Annotated in this window: 18 protein-coding genes; 9 read left to right on the top strand and 9 right to left on the bottom strand. The window is 57.1% G+C overall.

Going from position 1 to position 16,761, the window contains the following annotated elements; genetic code table 11:
- Nucleotides 1-171 precede the first annotated feature (171 nt).
- The gene (xth, locus tag ABI171_RS18005; protein ID WP_348093910.1) at nucleotides 172-936 is read left to right on the top strand and encodes an exodeoxyribonuclease III; all 765 of its coding nucleotides are present in this window, start codon (nucleotides 172-174) and stop codon (nucleotides 934-936) included.
- Nucleotides 937-1,018: 82 nt separating this feature from the next.
- Here xth and ABI171_RS18010 read toward each other — a convergent pair whose 3' ends face one another.
- Entirely contained in the window at nucleotides 1,019-2,539 is a 1,521-nt protein-coding gene (locus tag ABI171_RS18010; RefSeq protein WP_348093911.1) for a leucyl aminopeptidase, read from the bottom strand.
- A 37-nt stretch (nucleotides 2,540-2,576) separates the two neighbouring features.
- On the opposite strand from ABI171_RS18010, the gene lptF reads away from it, so the two are divergent.
- From lptF to ABI171_RS18025, 3 genes are read left to right on the top strand one after another with little or no spacing between them, the layout of a single operon-like run.
- Nucleotides 2,577-3,716 (top strand): LPS export ABC transporter permease LptF, encoded by a 1,140-nt coding sequence (gene lptF, locus ABI171_RS18015; RefSeq protein WP_348093912.1) that lies wholly within the window; start codon nucleotides 2,577-2,579, stop codon nucleotides 3,714-3,716.
- Nucleotides 3,713-4,846, top strand: a complete 1,134-nt coding sequence (lptG, locus tag ABI171_RS18020) for an LPS export ABC transporter permease LptG (RefSeq protein ID WP_348093913.1) — start codon at nucleotides 3,713-3,715, stop codon at nucleotides 4,844-4,846. The genes lptF and lptG overlap by 4 nt, the downstream gene beginning before the upstream one ends.
- A 40-nt stretch (nucleotides 4,847-4,886) precedes the next feature.
- On the top strand, nucleotides 4,887-5,282 hold the full coding sequence (locus ABI171_RS18025; RefSeq protein ID WP_348093914.1) for a CbiX/SirB N-terminal domain-containing protein: 396 nt from the start codon (nucleotides 4,887-4,889) through the stop codon (nucleotides 5,280-5,282).
- Here ABI171_RS18025 and ABI171_RS18030 read toward each other — a convergent pair.
- Entirely contained in the window at nucleotides 5,263-6,174 is a 912-nt protein-coding gene (locus tag ABI171_RS18030) for a LysR substrate-binding domain-containing protein (RefSeq protein ID WP_348093915.1), read from the bottom strand. The genes ABI171_RS18025 and ABI171_RS18030 overlap by 20 nt on opposite strands.
- Nucleotides 6,175-6,305: 131 nt before the next feature.
- Here ABI171_RS18030 and ABI171_RS18035 point away from each other — a divergent pair, with 131 nt between their 5' ends.
- The 4 genes from ABI171_RS18035 (at nucleotide 6,306) to ABI171_RS18050 (ending at nucleotide 8,457) form a co-directional block, all read left to right on the top strand.
- A complete protein-coding gene (locus tag ABI171_RS18035; protein ID WP_348093916.1) occupies nucleotides 6,306-6,527 on the top strand; it encodes a DUF3563 family protein in 222 nt (73 codons plus the stop codon).
- 632 nt (nucleotides 6,528-7,159) lie between these two features.
- The gene (locus ABI171_RS18040) at nucleotides 7,160-7,564 is read left to right on the top strand and encodes a hypothetical protein (RefSeq protein ID WP_348093917.1); all 405 of its coding nucleotides are present in this window, start codon (nucleotides 7,160-7,162) and stop codon (nucleotides 7,562-7,564) included.
- A 326-nt stretch (nucleotides 7,565-7,890) separates the two neighbouring features.
- Nucleotides 7,891-8,109, top strand: a complete 219-nt coding sequence (locus ABI171_RS18045; RefSeq protein WP_348093918.1) for a hypothetical protein — start codon at nucleotides 7,891-7,893, stop codon at nucleotides 8,107-8,109.
- Nucleotides 8,110-8,280: 171 nt separating this feature from the next.
- Nucleotides 8,281-8,457: a hypothetical protein gene (locus ABI171_RS18050; protein ID WP_348093919.1), complete on the top strand. Its 177-nt coding sequence runs from the start codon at nucleotides 8,281-8,283 to the stop codon at nucleotides 8,455-8,457.
- Nucleotides 8,458-8,484: 27 nt separating this feature from the next.
- On the opposite strand, the gene cobA is transcribed toward ABI171_RS18050, so the two are convergent.
- From cobA to ABI171_RS18085, 7 genes are all read right to left on the bottom strand, one after another.
- Complete coding sequence (gene cobA, locus ABI171_RS18055; RefSeq protein WP_348093920.1) at nucleotides 8,485-9,285, bottom strand: uroporphyrinogen-III C-methyltransferase; 801 nt, start codon at nucleotides 9,283-9,285, stop codon at nucleotides 8,485-8,487.
- Between the two features lie 31 nt (nucleotides 9,286-9,316).
- Nucleotides 9,317-10,645: a GTP-binding protein gene (locus ABI171_RS18060; RefSeq protein ID WP_348093921.1), complete on the bottom strand. Its 1,329-nt coding sequence runs from the start codon at nucleotides 10,643-10,645 to the stop codon at nucleotides 9,317-9,319.
- Complete coding sequence (gene cysD / locus ABI171_RS18065) at nucleotides 10,645-11,580, bottom strand: sulfate adenylyltransferase subunit CysD (RefSeq protein WP_348093922.1); 936 nt, start codon at nucleotides 11,578-11,580, stop codon at nucleotides 10,645-10,647. Before cysD ends, ABI171_RS18060 begins: the two co-directional genes overlap by 1 nt.
- A gap of 31 nt (nucleotides 11,581-11,611) precedes the next feature.
- Nucleotides 11,612-12,355: a phosphoadenylyl-sulfate reductase gene (locus ABI171_RS18070; protein ID WP_348093923.1), complete on the bottom strand. Its 744-nt coding sequence runs from the start codon at nucleotides 12,353-12,355 to the stop codon at nucleotides 11,612-11,614.
- A gap of 2 nt (nucleotides 12,356-12,357) precedes the next feature.
- The gene (locus ABI171_RS18075) at nucleotides 12,358-12,897 is read right to left on the bottom strand and encodes a DUF934 domain-containing protein (protein WP_348093924.1); all 540 of its coding nucleotides are present in this window, start codon (nucleotides 12,895-12,897) and stop codon (nucleotides 12,358-12,360) included.
- Entirely contained in the window at nucleotides 12,890-14,584 is a 1,695-nt protein-coding gene (locus ABI171_RS18080; RefSeq protein WP_348093925.1) for a nitrite/sulfite reductase, read from the bottom strand. The genes ABI171_RS18075 and ABI171_RS18080 overlap by 8 nt, the downstream gene beginning before the upstream one ends.
- 189 nt (nucleotides 14,585-14,773) lie before the next feature.
- Nucleotides 14,774-15,547, bottom strand: coding sequence for a sulfite exporter TauE/SafE family protein (locus tag ABI171_RS18085; protein WP_348093926.1), 774 nt, complete (start codon nucleotides 15,545-15,547; stop codon nucleotides 14,774-14,776).
- A 246-nt stretch (nucleotides 15,548-15,793) separates the two neighbouring features.
- On the opposite strand from ABI171_RS18085, the gene ABI171_RS18090 reads away from it, so the two are divergent.
- Complete coding sequence (locus ABI171_RS18090; protein WP_348093927.1) at nucleotides 15,794-16,735, top strand: CysB family HTH-type transcriptional regulator; 942 nt, start codon at nucleotides 15,794-15,796, stop codon at nucleotides 16,733-16,735.
- The last annotated feature ends 26 nt before the right edge of the window (nucleotides 16,736-16,761 follow it).

The following is a 16,761-nucleotide window of genomic DNA, read 5'->3' on the forward strand; positions in this document are numbered from 1 at the left end:
TTATTTGCATATACATCGATGTATATGCATGCTAAAACTCGGGAAGAGGCTTGTCAACCCGCTTGTTGTAATTTGAGCGCGGTATATTTGGTGTAAAGTGCAGGCGTGGCAGATCCCGGGATTTTTTTGCCCGGGGCTGCATTTTTTACACTATTGAAGAATTCGAATTTGATGAAAATAGCAACGTGGAACGTCAACTCCCTCAAGGTGCGCCTGCCGCAGGTGCTGCAATGGCTGAGCGACAACCCGATCGATATATTGGCGCTGCAGGAAACCAAGCTGACCGATGACAAGTTTCCTGCGGCTGAAATCGAAGCCGCCGGTTATCACGTGGTGTTCAGCGGCCAGAAAACCTATAACGGGGTGGCGATCTTGTCGCGCCATCCGATCACCGATGTGGTCAAGAATAATCCGCTCTACGAAGACCTGCAGCAGCGGATCATCGCCGCCACCATCGAAGGCATACGGGTGGTCTGCGCCTATATCCCTAACGGCCAGTCGCCCGATTCGGAAAAATACCAGTACAAGCTGAAATGGCTGGACGCCTTGCATGACTGGCTGCAGAGCGAGCGCCAGCAGCACGACAAGCTGGTACTGCTGGGCGATTACAACATTGCGCCGGAAGATCGCGACGTCCATGATCCGGCGGCGTGGGTCGGGCAGAACCTGGTGTCGCCGGCGGAACGGGCGGCGTTCGTGCGTTTGCAGGGGCTGGAACTGACCGATGCCTTCCGCCTGTTCGAGCAGCCGGAGAAACTGTTCAGCTGGTGGGACTACCGGCAGATGGGTTTCCGCCTGAACCGCGGCATGCGGATCGACCATATCCTGTTGTCGCCGCCGCTGGCGGCGCAATGCACCGCCTGCGTGATCGACAAGGCGCCGCGTAAATGGGAGCAGCCGTCCGACCATGCGCCGGTGATCGCCACGCTGGGTTAATTGGCTAAATAATTACGGATGCAGAAATAAAAACGGGGTGTCGGCGATCAAGCCGACACCCCGTTTTACGTCCGATTACCGATTACTTGACTGCGGCAGCGCGGTTGATCAGGAACGTGGTCAGCAAAGCCACCGGGCGTCCGGTTGCTCCCTTTGCTGCGCCGCTCTTCCATGCCGTACCAGCAATATCCAGGTGGGCCCAGGTATATTTCTTGGTGTAGCGTTCCAGGAAGCAGGCCGCGGTGATGCTGCCGCCGGCCGGGCCGCCGATGTTGGCCATGTCGGCGAAGTTCGACTTCAGCTGTTCCTGATAGCTGTCTTCGATCGGCATGCGCCATGCGGTATCGCCAGTCGCCTTGCCGGCGCTGAGCAACTCGTTGGCCAGCGCATCATGCGCGCTGTCGTGGCGAGTGAACAAGCCGGAATTGTGATGGCCGAGCGATGTCACGCAAGCGCCGGTCAGCGTTGCGATATCGACCACTGCAGCCGGTTTGAAGCGTTCCACATAGGTCAGCGCGTCGCACAGCACCAGGCGGCCTTCGGCGTCGGTATTCAAGACTTCGATGGTTTGGCCGGACATCGAGGTAACGATGTCGCCAGGTTTGGTGGCGGTGCCGGAAGGCATGTTTTCCGTGGCCGGAATCACGCCGATGACGTTCAGCTTCAGTTTCAGTTCAGCGATGGCGCGGATGGTGCCCAGCACCGAACCGGCGCCGCACATGTCGTACTTCATCTCATCCATGCCGGCGCCGCCCTTGAGCGAGATGCCGCCGGTGTCAAAGGTGATGCCTTTGCCAACCAGTACGGTCGGTGCATCCTTGGCTTTGCCGCCGAGGTGCTTGATGATGATGAACTTCGGCGCTTCGCCGCCACCACGCGCAACCGACAGGAAGCTGCCCATCTTCAGCGCTTCCAGCTGTTTGCGGTCGAGGACTTCCACCGACAATTTGTATTCCTTGGCCAGCCGCTTGGCGGTGTTGGCCAGGTATGTCGGGGTGCAGACGTTGCCAGGCAGGTTGCCCAGTTCTTTGGTCAGGTCGATGCCGTTGGCCAGCGCCAGGCCTTGCGCCACAGCTTCCTTGGCGGCGGCGGCGTTGGCTGTAGCCACCAGGAAGGCGATCTTCTTGACGCCGGATGTTGTTTCTTTTTTACTTTTCAGGGTATCCGAGCGATAGCTGCCATCGCGCAGCACCAGGATGGTGGCGCGAATGGCCCATGCCAGGTCACGTTCCGGGGTTTGCTTGGCGATGCCGTCGAACGGCAGGGCCAGCAATGCATCGCTGGCGCCCAGGGTGGACAGCGTACGGGCGACGCACAAGGCGGCCATCGACATGACCTTGTCGCTCAGTTCGCCGTCAGGGCCGAGGCCGATCAGCAGGACGCGCTCGGCGGTGACGCCGGCGACTTTGCGCAACAACAAGGTGGAGCCGGGCTTACCGGAAATATCTCCGGACTTTAATGCAGCAGTGATTTCACCAGTTTTGTCAAGAGCTAACGCTTGTGGCGACAGTTTCTTGTTTTCGTAGATCCCGACTGCGATACAGCCAGCTTTCAGAGAGGCAATTGAGGTTTTTGCGTCGTTGGTTTTTATGCTAAAGTCCATCACTTACTCCTTTTTTGATCCGCAATTATATTCCCCAATGATCTTCCAGCGCGCACTCCGTCGCGAATTAATTAGCACCGCAGGTGCCGTATTTACTACGCTCTTCACAATTATCGTCACGGTAATGCTGATCAAGATTCTGGGACAGGCAGCCGGAGGACAGATCGCGTCCCAAGATGTGATCGCACTGATCGGCTTCCAGTCCCTCAACTACATGCCGATCCTGCTGATCCTGACCGGCTACATTTCCGTGCTGCTGGTGGTGACGCGCAGCTATCAGGATTCCGAAATGGTGGTCTGGTTTGCCTCCGGCCAAAGCCTGGTGCGTTGGATCCGGCCGGTGCTGGAATTCGGCCTGCCGATCATTATCCTGACAACCATACTCAGTTTCGTGGCCACGCCCTGGGCCAATAACCAGAGTGCGCAATACCGCGAGCGCTTTGAGAAGCGTGAAGATATTTCCCGGGTTTCGCCCGGCAAGTTCCAGGAATCGGCCGCAGCCAACCGGATCTTCTTCGTCGAGGGCATTAACGGCGACAGCACCAAGGTCAAGAATGTCTTTGTGAATACCCAGCTGGAAGGCAGGAACAGCATCGTGGTGGCCAAGGAAGGTAATATCGAGATCGACAAGAATGGCGATAAATTCCTGGTGTTGTCGAAAGGCCGGCGCTATGATGTCCTGGCAGCCCAGAACGAATTCCGCCTCATGGAATTCGAGCGTTACGGCGTGCTGGTGGCCAGCAGTTCGCAAGCCGAAAATGGCGACCGTTCGGCCCAGGCCTTGCCGACCTTGGATTTGCTGAAGGAGCGCAACGGCTTCAACATGGGCGAGTTGCTGTGGCGCTTGTCGCTGCCGTTGATGGCGCTGTGCCTGATGCTGCTGGCGGTACCGCTCAGTTTTGTCAATCCGCGGGTGGGCCGTTCGGCCAGCTTGCTGATCGCGCTGCTGCTGTACGTTTCCTACAGCAATGTCACCAGTATTTTCCAGGCCGCAGTGGTCCAGAAACGCCTGTCTTTCGGACTCGCCTGGTGGCCTATGCATCTGATCGTGTTGATCATTATCGGTTTGCTGTTCCTGTGGCGGCTCAACGTGAATAGCCGCTATCACCCCTTGGTGATGTGGTCTGCGGTCAAGCATGCGCGTCTGATAAAAACTAGAAAGCCGGCGGCGACATGAAGGTATTGCAACGTTATTTCACTTCCGAGATTGTCCGCTCAGTCCTGTTTACCTTGGCGGCGTTTCTGGCGCTGTTTGCGTTCTTCGACCTGACCACCGAATTGAAATCGGTTGGGCACGGCGGCTACAAATTGCAGCATGCGTTCCTGTTCGTGCTGCTCGGTCTGCCCAGCTACGCTTATGAACTGATGCCGATTGCGGCGCTGATCGGCACGATTTATACCTTGTCGCAAATGGCCGCGCGCTCGGAATTCACCATCATGCGGGTCTCCAGCATGTCTACCATGATGACGGCCAGGATCCTGATCAAGATCGGCTTGCTGTTCGTGGTGGCGACGGTCTTGATCGGCGAATTCGTTGCGCCGAAAAGCGCCGAATTTGCCGAGAAGATCAAGCTCCAGTCCAAGGGCTCTTCGATTTCACAGAGATTCAAGACCGGCCTGTGGAGCAAGGATGTGATCCGTGCCGACGGCGCCAGCGGCGACATCGTCGGGTCGCGTTTCATCAATATCAACGAGATCCGTCCGGATGGCCAGCTGGTTGGCGTCAAACTTTATGAATTCGACCGCAACCTGCACATGACCGGGCTGATTCAGGCCAGCCATGCCGATTATAAAGGTAGCCATGTCTGGCGGCTGGATGATGTAGTGCAGACCGATTTCGTCAACGGCAACTCGACCGAAGACATCACCACTGCAATCGCCACCAAAAAATTTCCGAACAAGGATCTGGTGTCAGAAATCACGCCGGAGATCTTGTCGGTCCTGTTTGCCGATCCGGATCATATGTCGGCCTACAACCTGTGGGCTTACTCCAAGCATCTGGAAGAAAATAACCAGCACAGCGAGCGTTACGACATCGCGTTCTGGAAGAAACTGGTGTATCCGCTATCAGTGTTCGTGATGATGGCGATGGCCTTGCCGTTCGCCTACCTGCATTTCCGTACCGGTGGCGTCAGCCTGAAGATCTTTACCGGCATCATGATCGGCGTCAGCTTCCAGCTGGTCAACACGCTGTTTTCGCATCTGGGTTTGCTCAACACATGGCCGCCGTTTTTTACCGCAGCCTTGCCGAGCACATTGTTCCTGCTGATTGCCATCGGCGCCTTGTGGAAAATCGAGCGACAATAGCGACGCTCTCGCGCACCGTCTAGAGATCGGGTGAATCCAAATGTCACAACCAGCCGCACGGCCGCATCAAGCACTTATCCTGTTCGCTCACGGCGCGCGGGATCCGTTGTGGGCGGCGCCGTTTGAGGCCTTGCAGCAGCTGATTCAGCCGCAGCGGCCGGAGACACGCGTTGAATTGGCTTTCCTCGAATTGATGCAGCCGAATTTACCGGACCTGCTTCAGCAACTGGTTGCCGAGGGTATCCGCGAGGTTAGCGTGGTGCCGGTGTTTCTGGGGCAGGGCGGCCACGTACGGCGCGACCTGCCGGGGTTGATCGCTCAGGTTCAGCAGCAACATCCGCAGATGTCGATCAAGGTGGCGCAGGCCGTGGGCGAGCAGCCGCTGGTGCTGGATGCCATCGCCCGGTACTGCGCTTCTACTTTATCCGGTCCCTGATACTTCCCGACGTCTGTCCACCCTGGCTCTGCAGCCAGGCGATGAAGCTGGCCAATGCCGGATCATTGGCGCTGGCGCGGAACAGCAAATGAAATCCCCTGTCTTGCAAGCATACCTCCGGAAAGGGCTGCAGCAAACTGCCATGGGCAAGATCGTCTTCGATCATGGCTAGCGAGCCCATCGCCACGCCGAGATCGGTCAACGCCGCCTGCAAACTCAAAAAGAAATGCTCATAGACCTGACCAGGCAACTGGCCCGTGAGCTGCACGCCGGCTACGCCAAACCAGCGCGCCCAGGTGTCCGCGCGGCTGGACAGGTGCAACAGCGATGCATGCAGCAAGTCGCCCGGTGTCTTGAGCGGATGCTGCTGCAGGTAGCGCGGCGAAGCCACCGGCGTCAGTATGTCGTCGAGAAAACGCATACATTCATGATCGGCGCGGCGCATCGGACTGCGGCGTATCAAGACGTCGAACGGTTCCTTGAGCTGTTCCGCCGCGACGGTCGAGGTAGTGACGCGGATTTCCACGCGCGGATTTTCTATCTGGAATGAAGACAGCCGCGGAATCAGCCAGCGCATCGCCATCGACGGCGTGCAACTGACGCGGATGATGTGGGCCTTGCCGGTATTCTGCAGTTGCTCCGCACCCAGCGTGATACGGTCCAGCCCGGCTTTGACATCGGTAAAAAACATGCGCGCGGCCTCGTTCGGTTCCACTCCGCGCTGTCCGCGCTTGAATAAAGTCAATCCGAAATGCGTTTCCAGCAGCTTGATTTGCTGGCTTACCGCACTGTGCGTGATGTGCAGTTCGGCGGCGGCCAGCGTCAGACTGCCGGTGCGTACTACCGCTTCGAAGACACGCAGGGGTTTGAGCGGAGGTAGGCGAGTTTTCATGTTAGAAAAACTTATATAAAAGATAGAAAATACGGCTTTCGGCCCGGTGTTGGCAAGACTATTCTATAGCCATGGCAGTTGAATATTTACCTGGTTGAACAGGTTTCTCACGTTGATATCCGGAGTCGTCGATGCTCAATAAATTTTCTAATATTAATTTATTTTCGGACTGGCCGTTGGGTCGTTGGCAAAAGAGTGCTTCAGCGCCTGGCAACTTGATGCTGGATGCAGAGCAGGCCTTTCTCGCCGCCGCGGCGGATCACTCGGATCTGGAGCGGCGTATGCGAGTGCTGGACTGTCGGCATGGTTCGGTTTTGCACACCTTGCGTGTGTTGAAAGTCAGTTCTTACTAAATCGTACCGGATGCGCGCAAAGGCAGCGTGTAGCGGGATTTGACGTGTGTTGTTAATGCACAATTTTTATAATATGTAAAGTCATTTACTTGACAGAATAGCCAGTTGGAAATATAATCTTTGGTATTGCATCACATGGAGGTCCATATTTTGGACAGTTGTTCTAGTAGTAGCGGTGGATGGGTCCTCAGCCCGGCACTTTACGCATAGCCTTTAGCAGACCTCCGTCAGCTACAGCTTGCGTTTATGCGAGCTGTAGTATTGCCAATATCCCGGTAAATATCTCGGCAGAAATTAAGTAGAGTCTACATAGGGTCTAGTTAGAGTCTACATAGAATTTCAGCAGATAAGCGCCGCAGCGATACTCCCATCCTAATTTTGTCATACCGATTGTTCGTACTGCCATTCGGCGGATCGCGTACGGCTGTGTATTTCCGGTTCTGAATCGTTTTCAGCGTTGTCGTTTTTGGCCTGTGCATCCAGCAGGTGAAGCGCACGTCCGATGACGGCACAGGCAGGAATTGCGCGGGTTCGGCTTTGGTGTGTCTGCGTCCAGGCATGCCGTCGCATAGAGCCCGGCCGTATGGCGTCGTCCGGCATCCGCGAACAACGGAAGCGGGAAGGAAATCGCCATGCCATTCAATAAACTGCATGCATTTTTTAAAAAATATCGTCCTTCGTTCGCCGCCGCGCCGGCGGATCACGATTCGGCTCTGCCTTATCGCATCGTGACCACCTGCCGCGGTTCGGAAGTCGCGCATCTTGAAGGCTTGATGCGTCGCTTGCTGGAGACCTATGACGTTACCTATCAGGCCAGCGAACCGGCAGTGCAGTCGCACCTGACCGCCATCACGGTGGAAGTGATGTGTTCGGTGCGTGAGCGTGCCGGGCTGGTACAACTGGTCACGCGTCTGGCGCAGGAAATCAGTGTGCGCAGCGTGCGTTGGGAAAGCATCCCCAAGCGTTCGGCAAGGGTCGCGCAGATTGCTTATGAACCTTCCGGGCGCGGCAGTACTCCAACGGCGCAACCGGCTTGATCTGTCTTGATCAGGCATTTTTGAATCAGGAGCTTTTGAAATGGACTGTTCCAGTTGTCCGCGCTATCGGACCGAAAATTCAGCATTAAAAATACGTAGGAAACGTAAAGCAATTGTCTGCTTGCATTGTTCTGAGCCAGCCTAGCCATCCTCACTTTTCCCGTGTCGATAGCCAGGCTGTCCAGCTTGCAATCGACTGGCGGAATCTCTCTTTCACCGTCACTGTCGTACGTGCCCGAACGGCGCGTTGCGCAATTGCTTTCCATGATGAATCAGCTTTGGCCGTCACATAGTTGACGCCGGCGAAGCAAACATGAAGAGGTGAAATGATGACCATCAAAACACTACTGGGCATGGCGTCCGGCAATCGCAGCAAGGTAAACAGCGGTAGCGGCGGCAACTGGACTTTCGGTTGGTCGCCGAGCCAGGCCTTGGCGCTTTCCACGAACGCTAAGCCAAACAATCTGAAGCGTGGCGCCAACCGGAGTGATCGTGCGGTTGGCATGTACGGTGTCCTGGCGACCCGTAGCATCAACGGCCGCTAAGAGGTAATCAACAAAGATGTAGGGCTGGTCTTTGCCGTCATGTCATTTGGCGGCGAGACAGCTGTTATTTGAATGCGGCAGTTTCCCGCTATCGCTTGGATCCGCTGGAAATTCCAGCGGATCCAAGCGATAGCGGGAGTTGCAGGAAAGACCGCAAATAAGGAGTAAGAAATGAAATGGGAATTTTTGAATAAAAGAATTGCAGTATTCCTGGTATTGACCGGAATAGCCGTCGGTCTGGTCAGCTGGATCAATGTCTTGTCACCTGAAGACCGGCTGGAGCAACCAGGTCAGGTCTTGCAAAAAGCACTGGCGTCGGAATCGCACGTCAAGCCGACCGTCCGCTAATCAGCTTTCAAGCAAGGCCGGCGCTGCTCAGGCCACGTTCCTGGCCTTGCCTTCGCTTCGTTCTGTCTGAGCGATTTCCAACGGCTGCTCTGCGCGGCTGGCCAAAGCCTCGCCTATCATCACCAATACCGGCCCTTCGCATTGCTGCAAACCTTGTTCCAGATGATCGAGCCGCAGGCGCAGGATGCGCTGGTTGTCGCGGCTGCAGTTTTCCACCACTACCACCGGCGTTGCCGCGGAGCGGCCTTGCGTCAGCAGCCGTTGCGCTGTGGCGGCAGCTTCGCGTCCGCCCATGTATTGCACCAGCGTGTCGCAGTTTGGAATATTGACCTGGTCCGATTCGCCGGGCGCGGTGCTGGAGGTAAAGAAGGCGACGCTGCGCGCTACGCCGCGTTTGGTCAGGGGTTGTTGCGAAGTCGCTGCGGCAGCTAGCGCGGCGCTGATGCCAGGCACGACTTCCACTGCAACGCCATGCTTTTCCAGCGCCCGCAATTCTTCATCGGCGCGGCCGAACAACATCGGGTCGCCACCCTTCAAACGCACCACCAATGCATATTTGCGGGCATTGTCGACCAGTTGCTTGTTGATGAACTGCTGCGCGGTGGAGAGCTTGCCGCAACGCTTGCCGACTGCGATTTTCAAGGCTTGCGGGCAGAGCGCCAGCATGTCCTCAGTCACCAGGGCGTCGTGCAGCACGACATCGGCCTGCGCCAGCAAGCGTGCGCCGCGCACCGTAATCAGGTCGGCCGCGCCAGGACCGGCGCCTATCAGGTAGACCTTGCCGTAAGAAGGGTGTGCTTGATCGCTGGCTGAATGAGTGGCTTGCATGGCTACTGGTCCGGTCGGTAATGGTTACAGGTCAGTCGAGGCGAATCATGCCTGCGGCGACGGTCTGGTGCGTGACTTCATCGATCAGGATGAAGGCGCCGGTGGCGCGGATCTCATCGTAGGAATCGGCCGCGATCGCCTGCTGCAGATTCAATGAAACGCGGGCGATATCGTTCAGCTTGAGCGATTCTGCCGGACGCCGTTCCTGGGTGTTGATATCCAGCAGCGTGTCGATCTTGGTAATCCGTGCGGCAGTTTGCTTGGTGCTGTGCTTCAGCCAGTATTTGCGGCGCAGGTCGAGCGCATCTTCCGACAGCCAGCACAGATCGGCGCTGACGGTTTTCAGCAGGGCAGGGGCACGATCGACCGAAGTCAGCATGTCGCCGCGCGAAATGTCCAGATGCTCGTCCAGCAGCAAGGTCACTGACTGGCCTACCGCGGCTGATGGCAGCGACCCTTCGAGCACCAGGATGTCCTTGACGGTTGCGGTCTGGCCGCTAGGTTGTACCACCAGCTTGTCGCCCTTGCTGACCTTGCCGGCTTCGATGCGGCCCATGTAGCCGCGGAAATCGTTGGCTTCATGGCCGTTGTGGCGCGCGACCAGTTGCACCGGGAAGCGGAACGGCTCGTCATGCGATTCGTCGTAGACGCTCAGCGATTCCAGCAGCTCGATCAATGTCGGGCCCTTGTTCCATGGCATCTTGTCGCCGGCTACCACGACGTTGTCGCCAGCTAACGCCGACAGCGGAATCGGCCGTACATCGCGCAGGCCGAGCTGTTGCGCAAACTCCTGATAGGCAGCGACAATACGGTCATACACGGTCTGGTCGTAATTGACCAGATCCATCTTGTTGATTGCTACCACCACGTGCTCGATTTGCAGCAGGTGGGCGATGGTCGAATGGCGCTTGGTCTGGGTCAGCAGTTCGACGCTGCCGTCATCGCCAAGTTTGACCTTGGAAACGTCGATCAGGATAATGACGGCATCCGCAGTCGAGGCGCCGGTCACCATGTTGCGCGTGTATTGTTCGTGGCCAGGCGTATCGGCAATGATGAACTTGCGTTTCGGCGTGGCGAAATAACGGTAGGCGACGTCGATGGTGATGCCCTGTTCGCGCTCGGCTTCCAGGCCGTCTGTCAGCAGCGACAGGTCGATCGTGTCGCCGACGGTGCGCTTGTGCTTGGCGCGCGACATGGCGTCCAGCTGGTCGGCGAAAATGCCCTTGCTGTCGAACAGCAGGCGGCCGATCAGGGTGCTCTTGCCGTCATCTACCGAACCGGCGGTAATGAAGCGCAGCAAACCGCGTTCCAGCGGTGCACTGCCAGTGTCGGCGTTCAAGGTCTTAACAACGGCGTTCATCAGAAATATCCTTCTTTTTTACGTTTTTCCATCGAGGCTTCCGAGGTCTGGTCATCCATCCGGGTAGCGCCGCGTTCGGTGATTTGCGTCACTGCGGTTTCGGCGATGATCGCTTCAACGGTGGTGGCATCGGAAGCCACCGGGCAGGTGCAGGAGATGTCGCCGACGGTACGGAAGCGCACTTCGCGTGTTTCCACGACTTCGCCTTCTTTGGCCGGCGTCAGGTGGGTCAGCGGCACCAGCAGGCCGTTGCGCGGAATCACTTGGCGTTGATGAGCGAAGTAGATCGGCGGCAGTTCCAGTTTTTCGCGGGCGATGTATTGCCAGACGTCGAGCTCGGTCCAATTGGAGATCGGGAACACACGCATGTTTTCACCGGGATGAACGCGGGTGTTGTACAGGTCCCAGAGTTCCGGACGCTGGGCTTTCGGATTCCATTGGCCGAATTCGTCGCGGAAGGAAAAAATCCGCTCCTTGGCGCGGGCTTTTTCTTCGTCACGGCGGGCGCCGCCGATGCAGGCGTCGAACTTGTGTTCGGCAATGGTTTCCAGCAAGGTCACCGCTTGCGCGGCATTGCGCGAATCTGTCTTTGGATTGCGCAGGCGCACCGTGCCGCGCTTGATCGAATCCTCGACCGAACCGACGATCAGGCGTTCGCCCAGTTCCGCCACGCGCTTGTCGCGGAAAGTGATCACTTCTTCAAAGTTGTGACCAGTATCGATATGCACCAGCGGGAAAGGAAATTTGCCGGGACGGAAAGCCTTTTCCGCGAGGCGCAGCATCACCACCGAATCTTTCCCGCCGGAGAACAGCAGGGCCGGGTTGCTGCATTCCGCAGCCACTTCGCGCATGATGTGGATGGCTTCCGATTCCAGCCAGTCGAGATGGCGGTTGGCGGCTTTGTCCAGGAAAAATTTTTCGACAACTGTGTTCATAGCGGTTCTTGTCTCTTAGTGAAGCAATAATTCAAGCGTTTTGCTGAGCGACGGATTTGATGCGTATCAATTTACCGTCCACCACGTGCAAACCGCATTCTTTCGAGTCCGGGTTTTCCCACCACCAGCGGCCGGCGCGTACGTCTTCGCCTGGCTGGATGGCGCGGGTGCAGGGTTCGCAGCCGATCGAGGGATAGCCCTTATCATGCAGTGGATTGTACGGCACGTTGTTGCCGCGGATGTATTGCCAGACATCTTCCTCCGACCAGTCGGCCAGCGGATTGAACTTGCTCATGCCGTGCGCTTCATCCTGTTCCTGCACATGCAGCTCGGCGCGCGTTTGCGACTGCGCGCGGCGTTGGCCAGTGATCCAGGCCTTGTTACCAGCCAGGGCGCGGTTGAGCGGTTCGATCTTACGGATGCGGCAGCATTCCTTGCGCATCTCGATGCTGTCGTAAAACGCGTTCAAGCCGTTCTGCTCGACATAGGCGGCGACGGCTTCCTGCTGCGGCCGGTATGGCGTAACCTCGTAATCGTAGGTTTCCTTGATGCGATCCAGCATACCCAGCGTTTCGGCATGCAGACGGCCGGTTTCCAGGGTGAAGATGGTGATCCGGTCCTGCAATTGGTTACGCAGGATCAAGTCGGTCAGCACCATGTCTTCGGCCGCCAGGCTGGAGGCGAATACCGCCGGCGTATATTCCGCGGCGATTTTTTCCAGCGTTGCCTTGGTAGCGGCAACCAGCTCGGGAAGCGATAAAGTCGGGTTGCTCATGATCAATCCTGGCTGACTGCTTGACGGTTCACGCGACGGAACAACGGTGTTTTTTCATCCCAAGACGTCTGGTATTTTTCCGAGAAATCGGTCAGGCCCTTGAGGGCGTCGTGGATGTTTTTGTCGGCGCGTACGGCAAAGGCATCGAAACCGACCCGCTGCATGTAGAACAACTGGTCGCGCAATACATCGCCGATGGCGCGCAGTTCGCCGCCATAGCCAAGGCGTGTGCGCAAGGTGTAAGCGATCGAATAACCGCGGCCATCGGTAAATTTAGGAAAATCGACCGCAATCACGGCGAAATGCGCCAAATCGCCTTTCAGCACGTCGGCTTGCGCATCGCTGGCGAGCCAGACGCCCAAAGGCGCCCGATCTTGCAGCAGTGCGCGCTGGGCTTGCCAGACGCTGAACGGCACAATCACTTTGCCGGCCGGGATGCCAACGCTTTCGGGAGTTTCGCCTTCGTTCAGGCGCAGTACGCTCCAGTCGTCGCTGACGACTGCGCGGTTTTTAATGATTTCAACGTTATCAATGTTAGACACAGGCATCCTCCCCATGGGTGTGACCCGTCGGGATCGGGCTGGCGTAAACATATTCCTTGAACGGCGCGATGCCGAGACGCTGCACAGTATCGATGAACAGTTCATCCTCGTTGCGTTGCTGCACATAGACATCCAGCAGGCGTTCGATGACGACTGGCATTTGTTGCGACGAGAACGACGGACCGATGATCTTGCCGATGCTGGTGTTGTTGCCTTGCGCGCCGCCGATGGATACCTGGTACCACTCGGAACCGTCCTTGTCGACGCCCAGAATGCCGATATTGCCGACGTGATGGTGGCCGCAGGCGTTGATGCAGCCTGAGATATTCAATTCGATCTCGCCGATGTCGTGCTGGAAATCCAGGTTGTCGAATTTTTCAGCGATGGCTTGGGCGATCGGGATCGACTTGGCGTTCGCCAGCGAGCAGAAATCGCCGCCGGGGCAGCAGATGATATCGGTCAGCAAGCCGATATTCGGCGTCGCCAGGCCTTGCGCCTTGACCGCTTGCCACACTGTGAGCAAGTCGCTCAGCTTGACGTCGGCCAGCACCAGGTTTTGCTCGTGGGTGATGCGCACTTCGCCGAAGCTGTACTGGTCAGCCAGATCGGCGACAAAATCCAGTTGCGCGGCAGTGATATCGCCAGGCGGCACGCCGGTTTTCTTGACCGACAAGATGACTGCGGCATAACCGCTGACTTTGTGTGCTTTGACATTGCGCAGGAGCCAGTTGGCGAACGCCTTGTTTTCCGCTTTATGTGCTTCGAATCCGGCATCGCTGGCAGGCAGGGTTGCGTAAGGCGGCGGCACGAAGTACTGCGCAATCCGCTGCAATTCTTCCACGGTCAATGTCGCCGGACCATCCTTTATCTCCGCCCATTCGGCTTCGACCTGACGGCCGAATTCTTCCGCACCCAATGCTTTCACCAGGATCTTGATGCGAGCCTTGTACTTGTTGTCGCGGCGGCCGTGCTGGTTGTACACGCGCAGGACCGCTTCCAGGTACGTCAAGGCGTGCTGCCAAGGCAGGAATTCGCGGATTACGCTACCGATGATAGGCGTACGGCCCATGCCGCCGCCAACCAGGAAACGGAAACCGGTTTCACCTTCTGCATTCTTCACCACATGCAAGCCGATGTCATGCACAGCGGTAGCGGCGCGGTCTTGTTCCGAACCGCTGATGGCGATCTTGAACTTGCGCGGCAGGTAAGCGAACTCGGGATGGAAAGTACTCCATTCGCGGATGATTTCCGCGTAAGGACGTGGATCGATCACCTCGTCGGCGGCGACGCCGGCCAGTTCGTCTGAAGTGGTGTTGCGAATGCAGTTGCCGGAAGTCTGGATCGCGTGCATTTCCACCGTCGCCAGTTCCGCCAGGATGTCCGGCGACTGTTCCAGGTCGATCCAGTTGAACTGGATATTCTGGCGCGTGGTGAAGTGGCCATAGCCGCGATCATAGGTGCGGGCGATATGGCCGAACATGCGCACTTGCGCCGACGACAGCATGCCGTAAGGCACGGCGATGCGCAGCATGTAGGCGTGGCGCTGCATGTACAGGCCGTTTTGCAGGCGCAGCGGCAGGAATTCTTCTTCGGTCAGTTCATCCGCCAAACGGCGGCGTACCTGGTCGCGGTACTGGGCGACCCGTTCCTTGACTATCTGGTGATCGTATTGATCGTAGCGATACATCTTCGTCTTCCTTATGGGTTGTGGCTAACAGCGCCACGCTATGACTTACGCAAAACTGCCCCTGCGGTGTTACTCCTCCTAGCCGTACGCCATACTGTCGTCGTCGTGCCTTGCCGGGGCAGTTTTGCGTAAGTCCTATATGTTGCAAAAACAGGTACGGGAGCTGCTGATACAACTCCTTTGGTAAATTTAGTAAATCAGTTTTACCGCCACACTGGTCAGCGTTACCGCCAGCAAGCCGCGCAGGAATTTTTCCGGCACCGCGCGCGCAGCCAGCGAACCCAGCGTAATCCCCGGCACCGAGCCCAGCAGCAACGAGCCCAGCAGACTCCAGTCGATCGATCCCAGCCACCAGTGGCCGAGCGCAGCAATGGCGGTCAGAGGCACTGCGTAGGCAATATCGGTTCCCGCCACTTCAGCCGGCGACAGGCGCGGATACAACAGCACCAGGATGGTGGCGCCCACTGCGCCGGCGCCGATCGACGACATGGTGACCAGCGCGCCGAGTACGAGTCCGGCAACCACGGTAGCGATAGTCAGGTTTTTTCCTTGTAACTGTTTTTCCGGATGCGCGTTGAGCCACAGCTGGAGCTTACCCTTGAACAGCAGGGCAACCACGGTCAGCAATACTGAAATCGCGATCGAGTAACGGATGATCTGGCCGATTTCTGCGCTGATGCCGCCTAAATATTTAAGAACCAGTGCAGTGGCGATGGCAGCCGGCAATGCGCCCAGCGACAGCAATTTGACGATGTCCCAGCGTACGGTTCCCTTGGAGCGGTGCGCAACCGTACCGGCGACCTTGGTCACCGACGCAAACGCCAGGTCAGTGCCTACAGCCACACTTGGATGGATACCGAACAGCAAGGTCAATAGAGGCGTCATCAGCGAGCCGCCGCCGACACCAGTCAATCCCACCAACAATCCGACGGCAAAACCGCTCACTACATAAGAAACAGTCATATCACCTCGTACGAAACACCTAGAATCGTAATAAACTTCGCATATATCTCCAACTACAGACTATTTATTTGCTTATATGCGTATTTGATATATGCAAATACGGCAAACGCGCTTGCTGTTGTAGGGGGCTTCAAGTGTGAAGTCGGGTAGTTTGGGATGGGTAGTTGCCAGGCCGGAATGTGTTTTTAGCAATGGTATCCGGCTGCGCTGGACAGATTCTTATATAAAGAAAAATTAAGGAAACCTATGAATCTCCATCAGTTCCGCTTCGTCCGTGAGGCGGTGCGCCAAAATTACAACCTGACCGAGGCGGCCAAGGCGCTGTATACCTCGCAGCCGGGCGTTTCCAAGGCGATTATCGAGTTGGAAGAAGAACTGGGTGTTGATATTTTTACACGGCATGGCAAGCGCATACGCGGCCTGACTGAGCCGGGGCGGGCGGTATTGAAATCGGTCGAGCTGATCATGCAGGAAATCGACGGACTCAAACGCATCGGCAACGAATACGCCGCGCACGACAGCGGCAGCTTCACGATTGCCACGACGCATACGCAGGCACGCTATGCCTTGCCGAAAGTAGTGCAAGCTTTCACCCAGAAATTTCCCAAGGTACGGTTGTCATTGCTCCAAGGCAATCCAAAACAGGTAGCCGACATGGTGCGCAACGACCAGGCCGACCTGGCGCTGGCGACCGAAGCCATCGTCAATGCCGATGGCCTGGTGACCTTGCCCTGCTATCAATGGGAGCATGTGGTGGTGGTGCCACCCGATCATCCTTTGTTGCAATCGAAAGCGATCACGCTGGAAGAAATCGCTGCTTTCCCGTTGATCACCTACGATAGCGCGTTCACTGGCCGCACCAAGATCGACCACGCTTTCTCATTGCGCAACCTGAAGCCGGACGTGCTGCTGGAAGCGATCGATGCCGATGTGATCAAGACCTATGTCGAACTGGGCATGGGCGTGGGCATCATCGCCGGCATGGCGTTCGATGCAGAACGGGACAACGGCTTGCGTTCGATATCGGTCGGGCACCTGTTCGGCACCAACATATCGCGCGCCGCAGTCAAGCAGGGGGCTTATCTGCGCAGCTATGTGTATACCTTCATCGAATTGCTGGCGCCGACCATGAACCGCAAGCTGATCGAGCAGGTGATGAGCGGCGAGAAGGATATGTACGAGCTGTAATCCAATCGCATAAAACCAAAAGGGGC

Source organism: Collimonas sp. (assembly GCF_039923675.1).
Lineage (GTDB): Bacteria > Pseudomonadota > Gammaproteobacteria > Burkholderiales > Burkholderiaceae_D > Collimonas.

Coding starts and splice junctions, on each gene's coding strand:
- xth (WP_348093910.1), top strand. CDS start 172: ATGAAAATAGCAACGTGGAACGTCAACTCCCTCAAGGTGCGCCTGCCG.
- ABI171_RS18010 (WP_348093911.1), bottom strand. CDS start 2,539: ATGGACTTTAGCATAAAAACCAACGACGCAAAAACCTCAATTGCCTCT.
- lptF (WP_348093912.1), top strand. CDS start 2,577: ATGATCTTCCAGCGCGCACTCCGTCGCGAATTAATTAGCACCGCAGGT.
- lptG (WP_348093913.1), top strand. CDS start 3,713: ATGAAGGTATTGCAACGTTATTTCACTTCCGAGATTGTCCGCTCAGTC.
- ABI171_RS18025 (WP_348093914.1), top strand. CDS start 4,887: ATGTCACAACCAGCCGCACGGCCGCATCAAGCACTTATCCTGTTCGCT.
- ABI171_RS18030 (WP_348093915.1), bottom strand. CDS start 6,174: ATGAAAACTCGCCTACCTCCGCTCAAACCCCTGCGTGTCTTCGAAGCG.
- ABI171_RS18035 (WP_348093916.1), top strand. CDS start 6,306: ATGCTCAATAAATTTTCTAATATTAATTTATTTTCGGACTGGCCGTTG.
- ABI171_RS18040 (WP_348093917.1), top strand. CDS start 7,160: ATGCCATTCAATAAACTGCATGCATTTTTTAAAAAATATCGTCCTTCG.
- ABI171_RS18045 (WP_348093918.1), top strand. CDS start 7,891: ATGATGACCATCAAAACACTACTGGGCATGGCGTCCGGCAATCGCAGC.
- ABI171_RS18050 (WP_348093919.1), top strand. CDS start 8,281: ATGAAATGGGAATTTTTGAATAAAAGAATTGCAGTATTCCTGGTATTG.
- cobA (WP_348093920.1), bottom strand. CDS start 9,285: ATGCAAGCCACTCATTCAGCCAGCGATCAAGCACACCCTTCTTACGGC.
- ABI171_RS18060 (WP_348093921.1), bottom strand. CDS start 10,645: ATGAACGCCGTTGTTAAGACCTTGAACGCCGACACTGGCAGTGCACCG.
- cysD (WP_348093922.1), bottom strand. CDS start 11,580: ATGAACACAGTTGTCGAAAAATTTTTCCTGGACAAAGCCGCCAACCGC.
- ABI171_RS18070 (WP_348093923.1), bottom strand. CDS start 12,355: ATGAGCAACCCGACTTTATCGCTTCCCGAGCTGGTTGCCGCTACCAAG.
- ABI171_RS18080 (WP_348093925.1), bottom strand. CDS start 14,584: ATGTATCGCTACGATCAATACGATCACCAGATAGTCAAGGAACGGGTC.
- ABI171_RS18085 (WP_348093926.1), bottom strand. CDS start 15,547: ATGACTGTTTCTTATGTAGTGAGCGGTTTTGCCGTCGGATTGTTGGTG.
- ABI171_RS18090 (WP_348093927.1), top strand. CDS start 15,794: ATGAATCTCCATCAGTTCCGCTTCGTCCGTGAGGCGGTGCGCCAAAAT.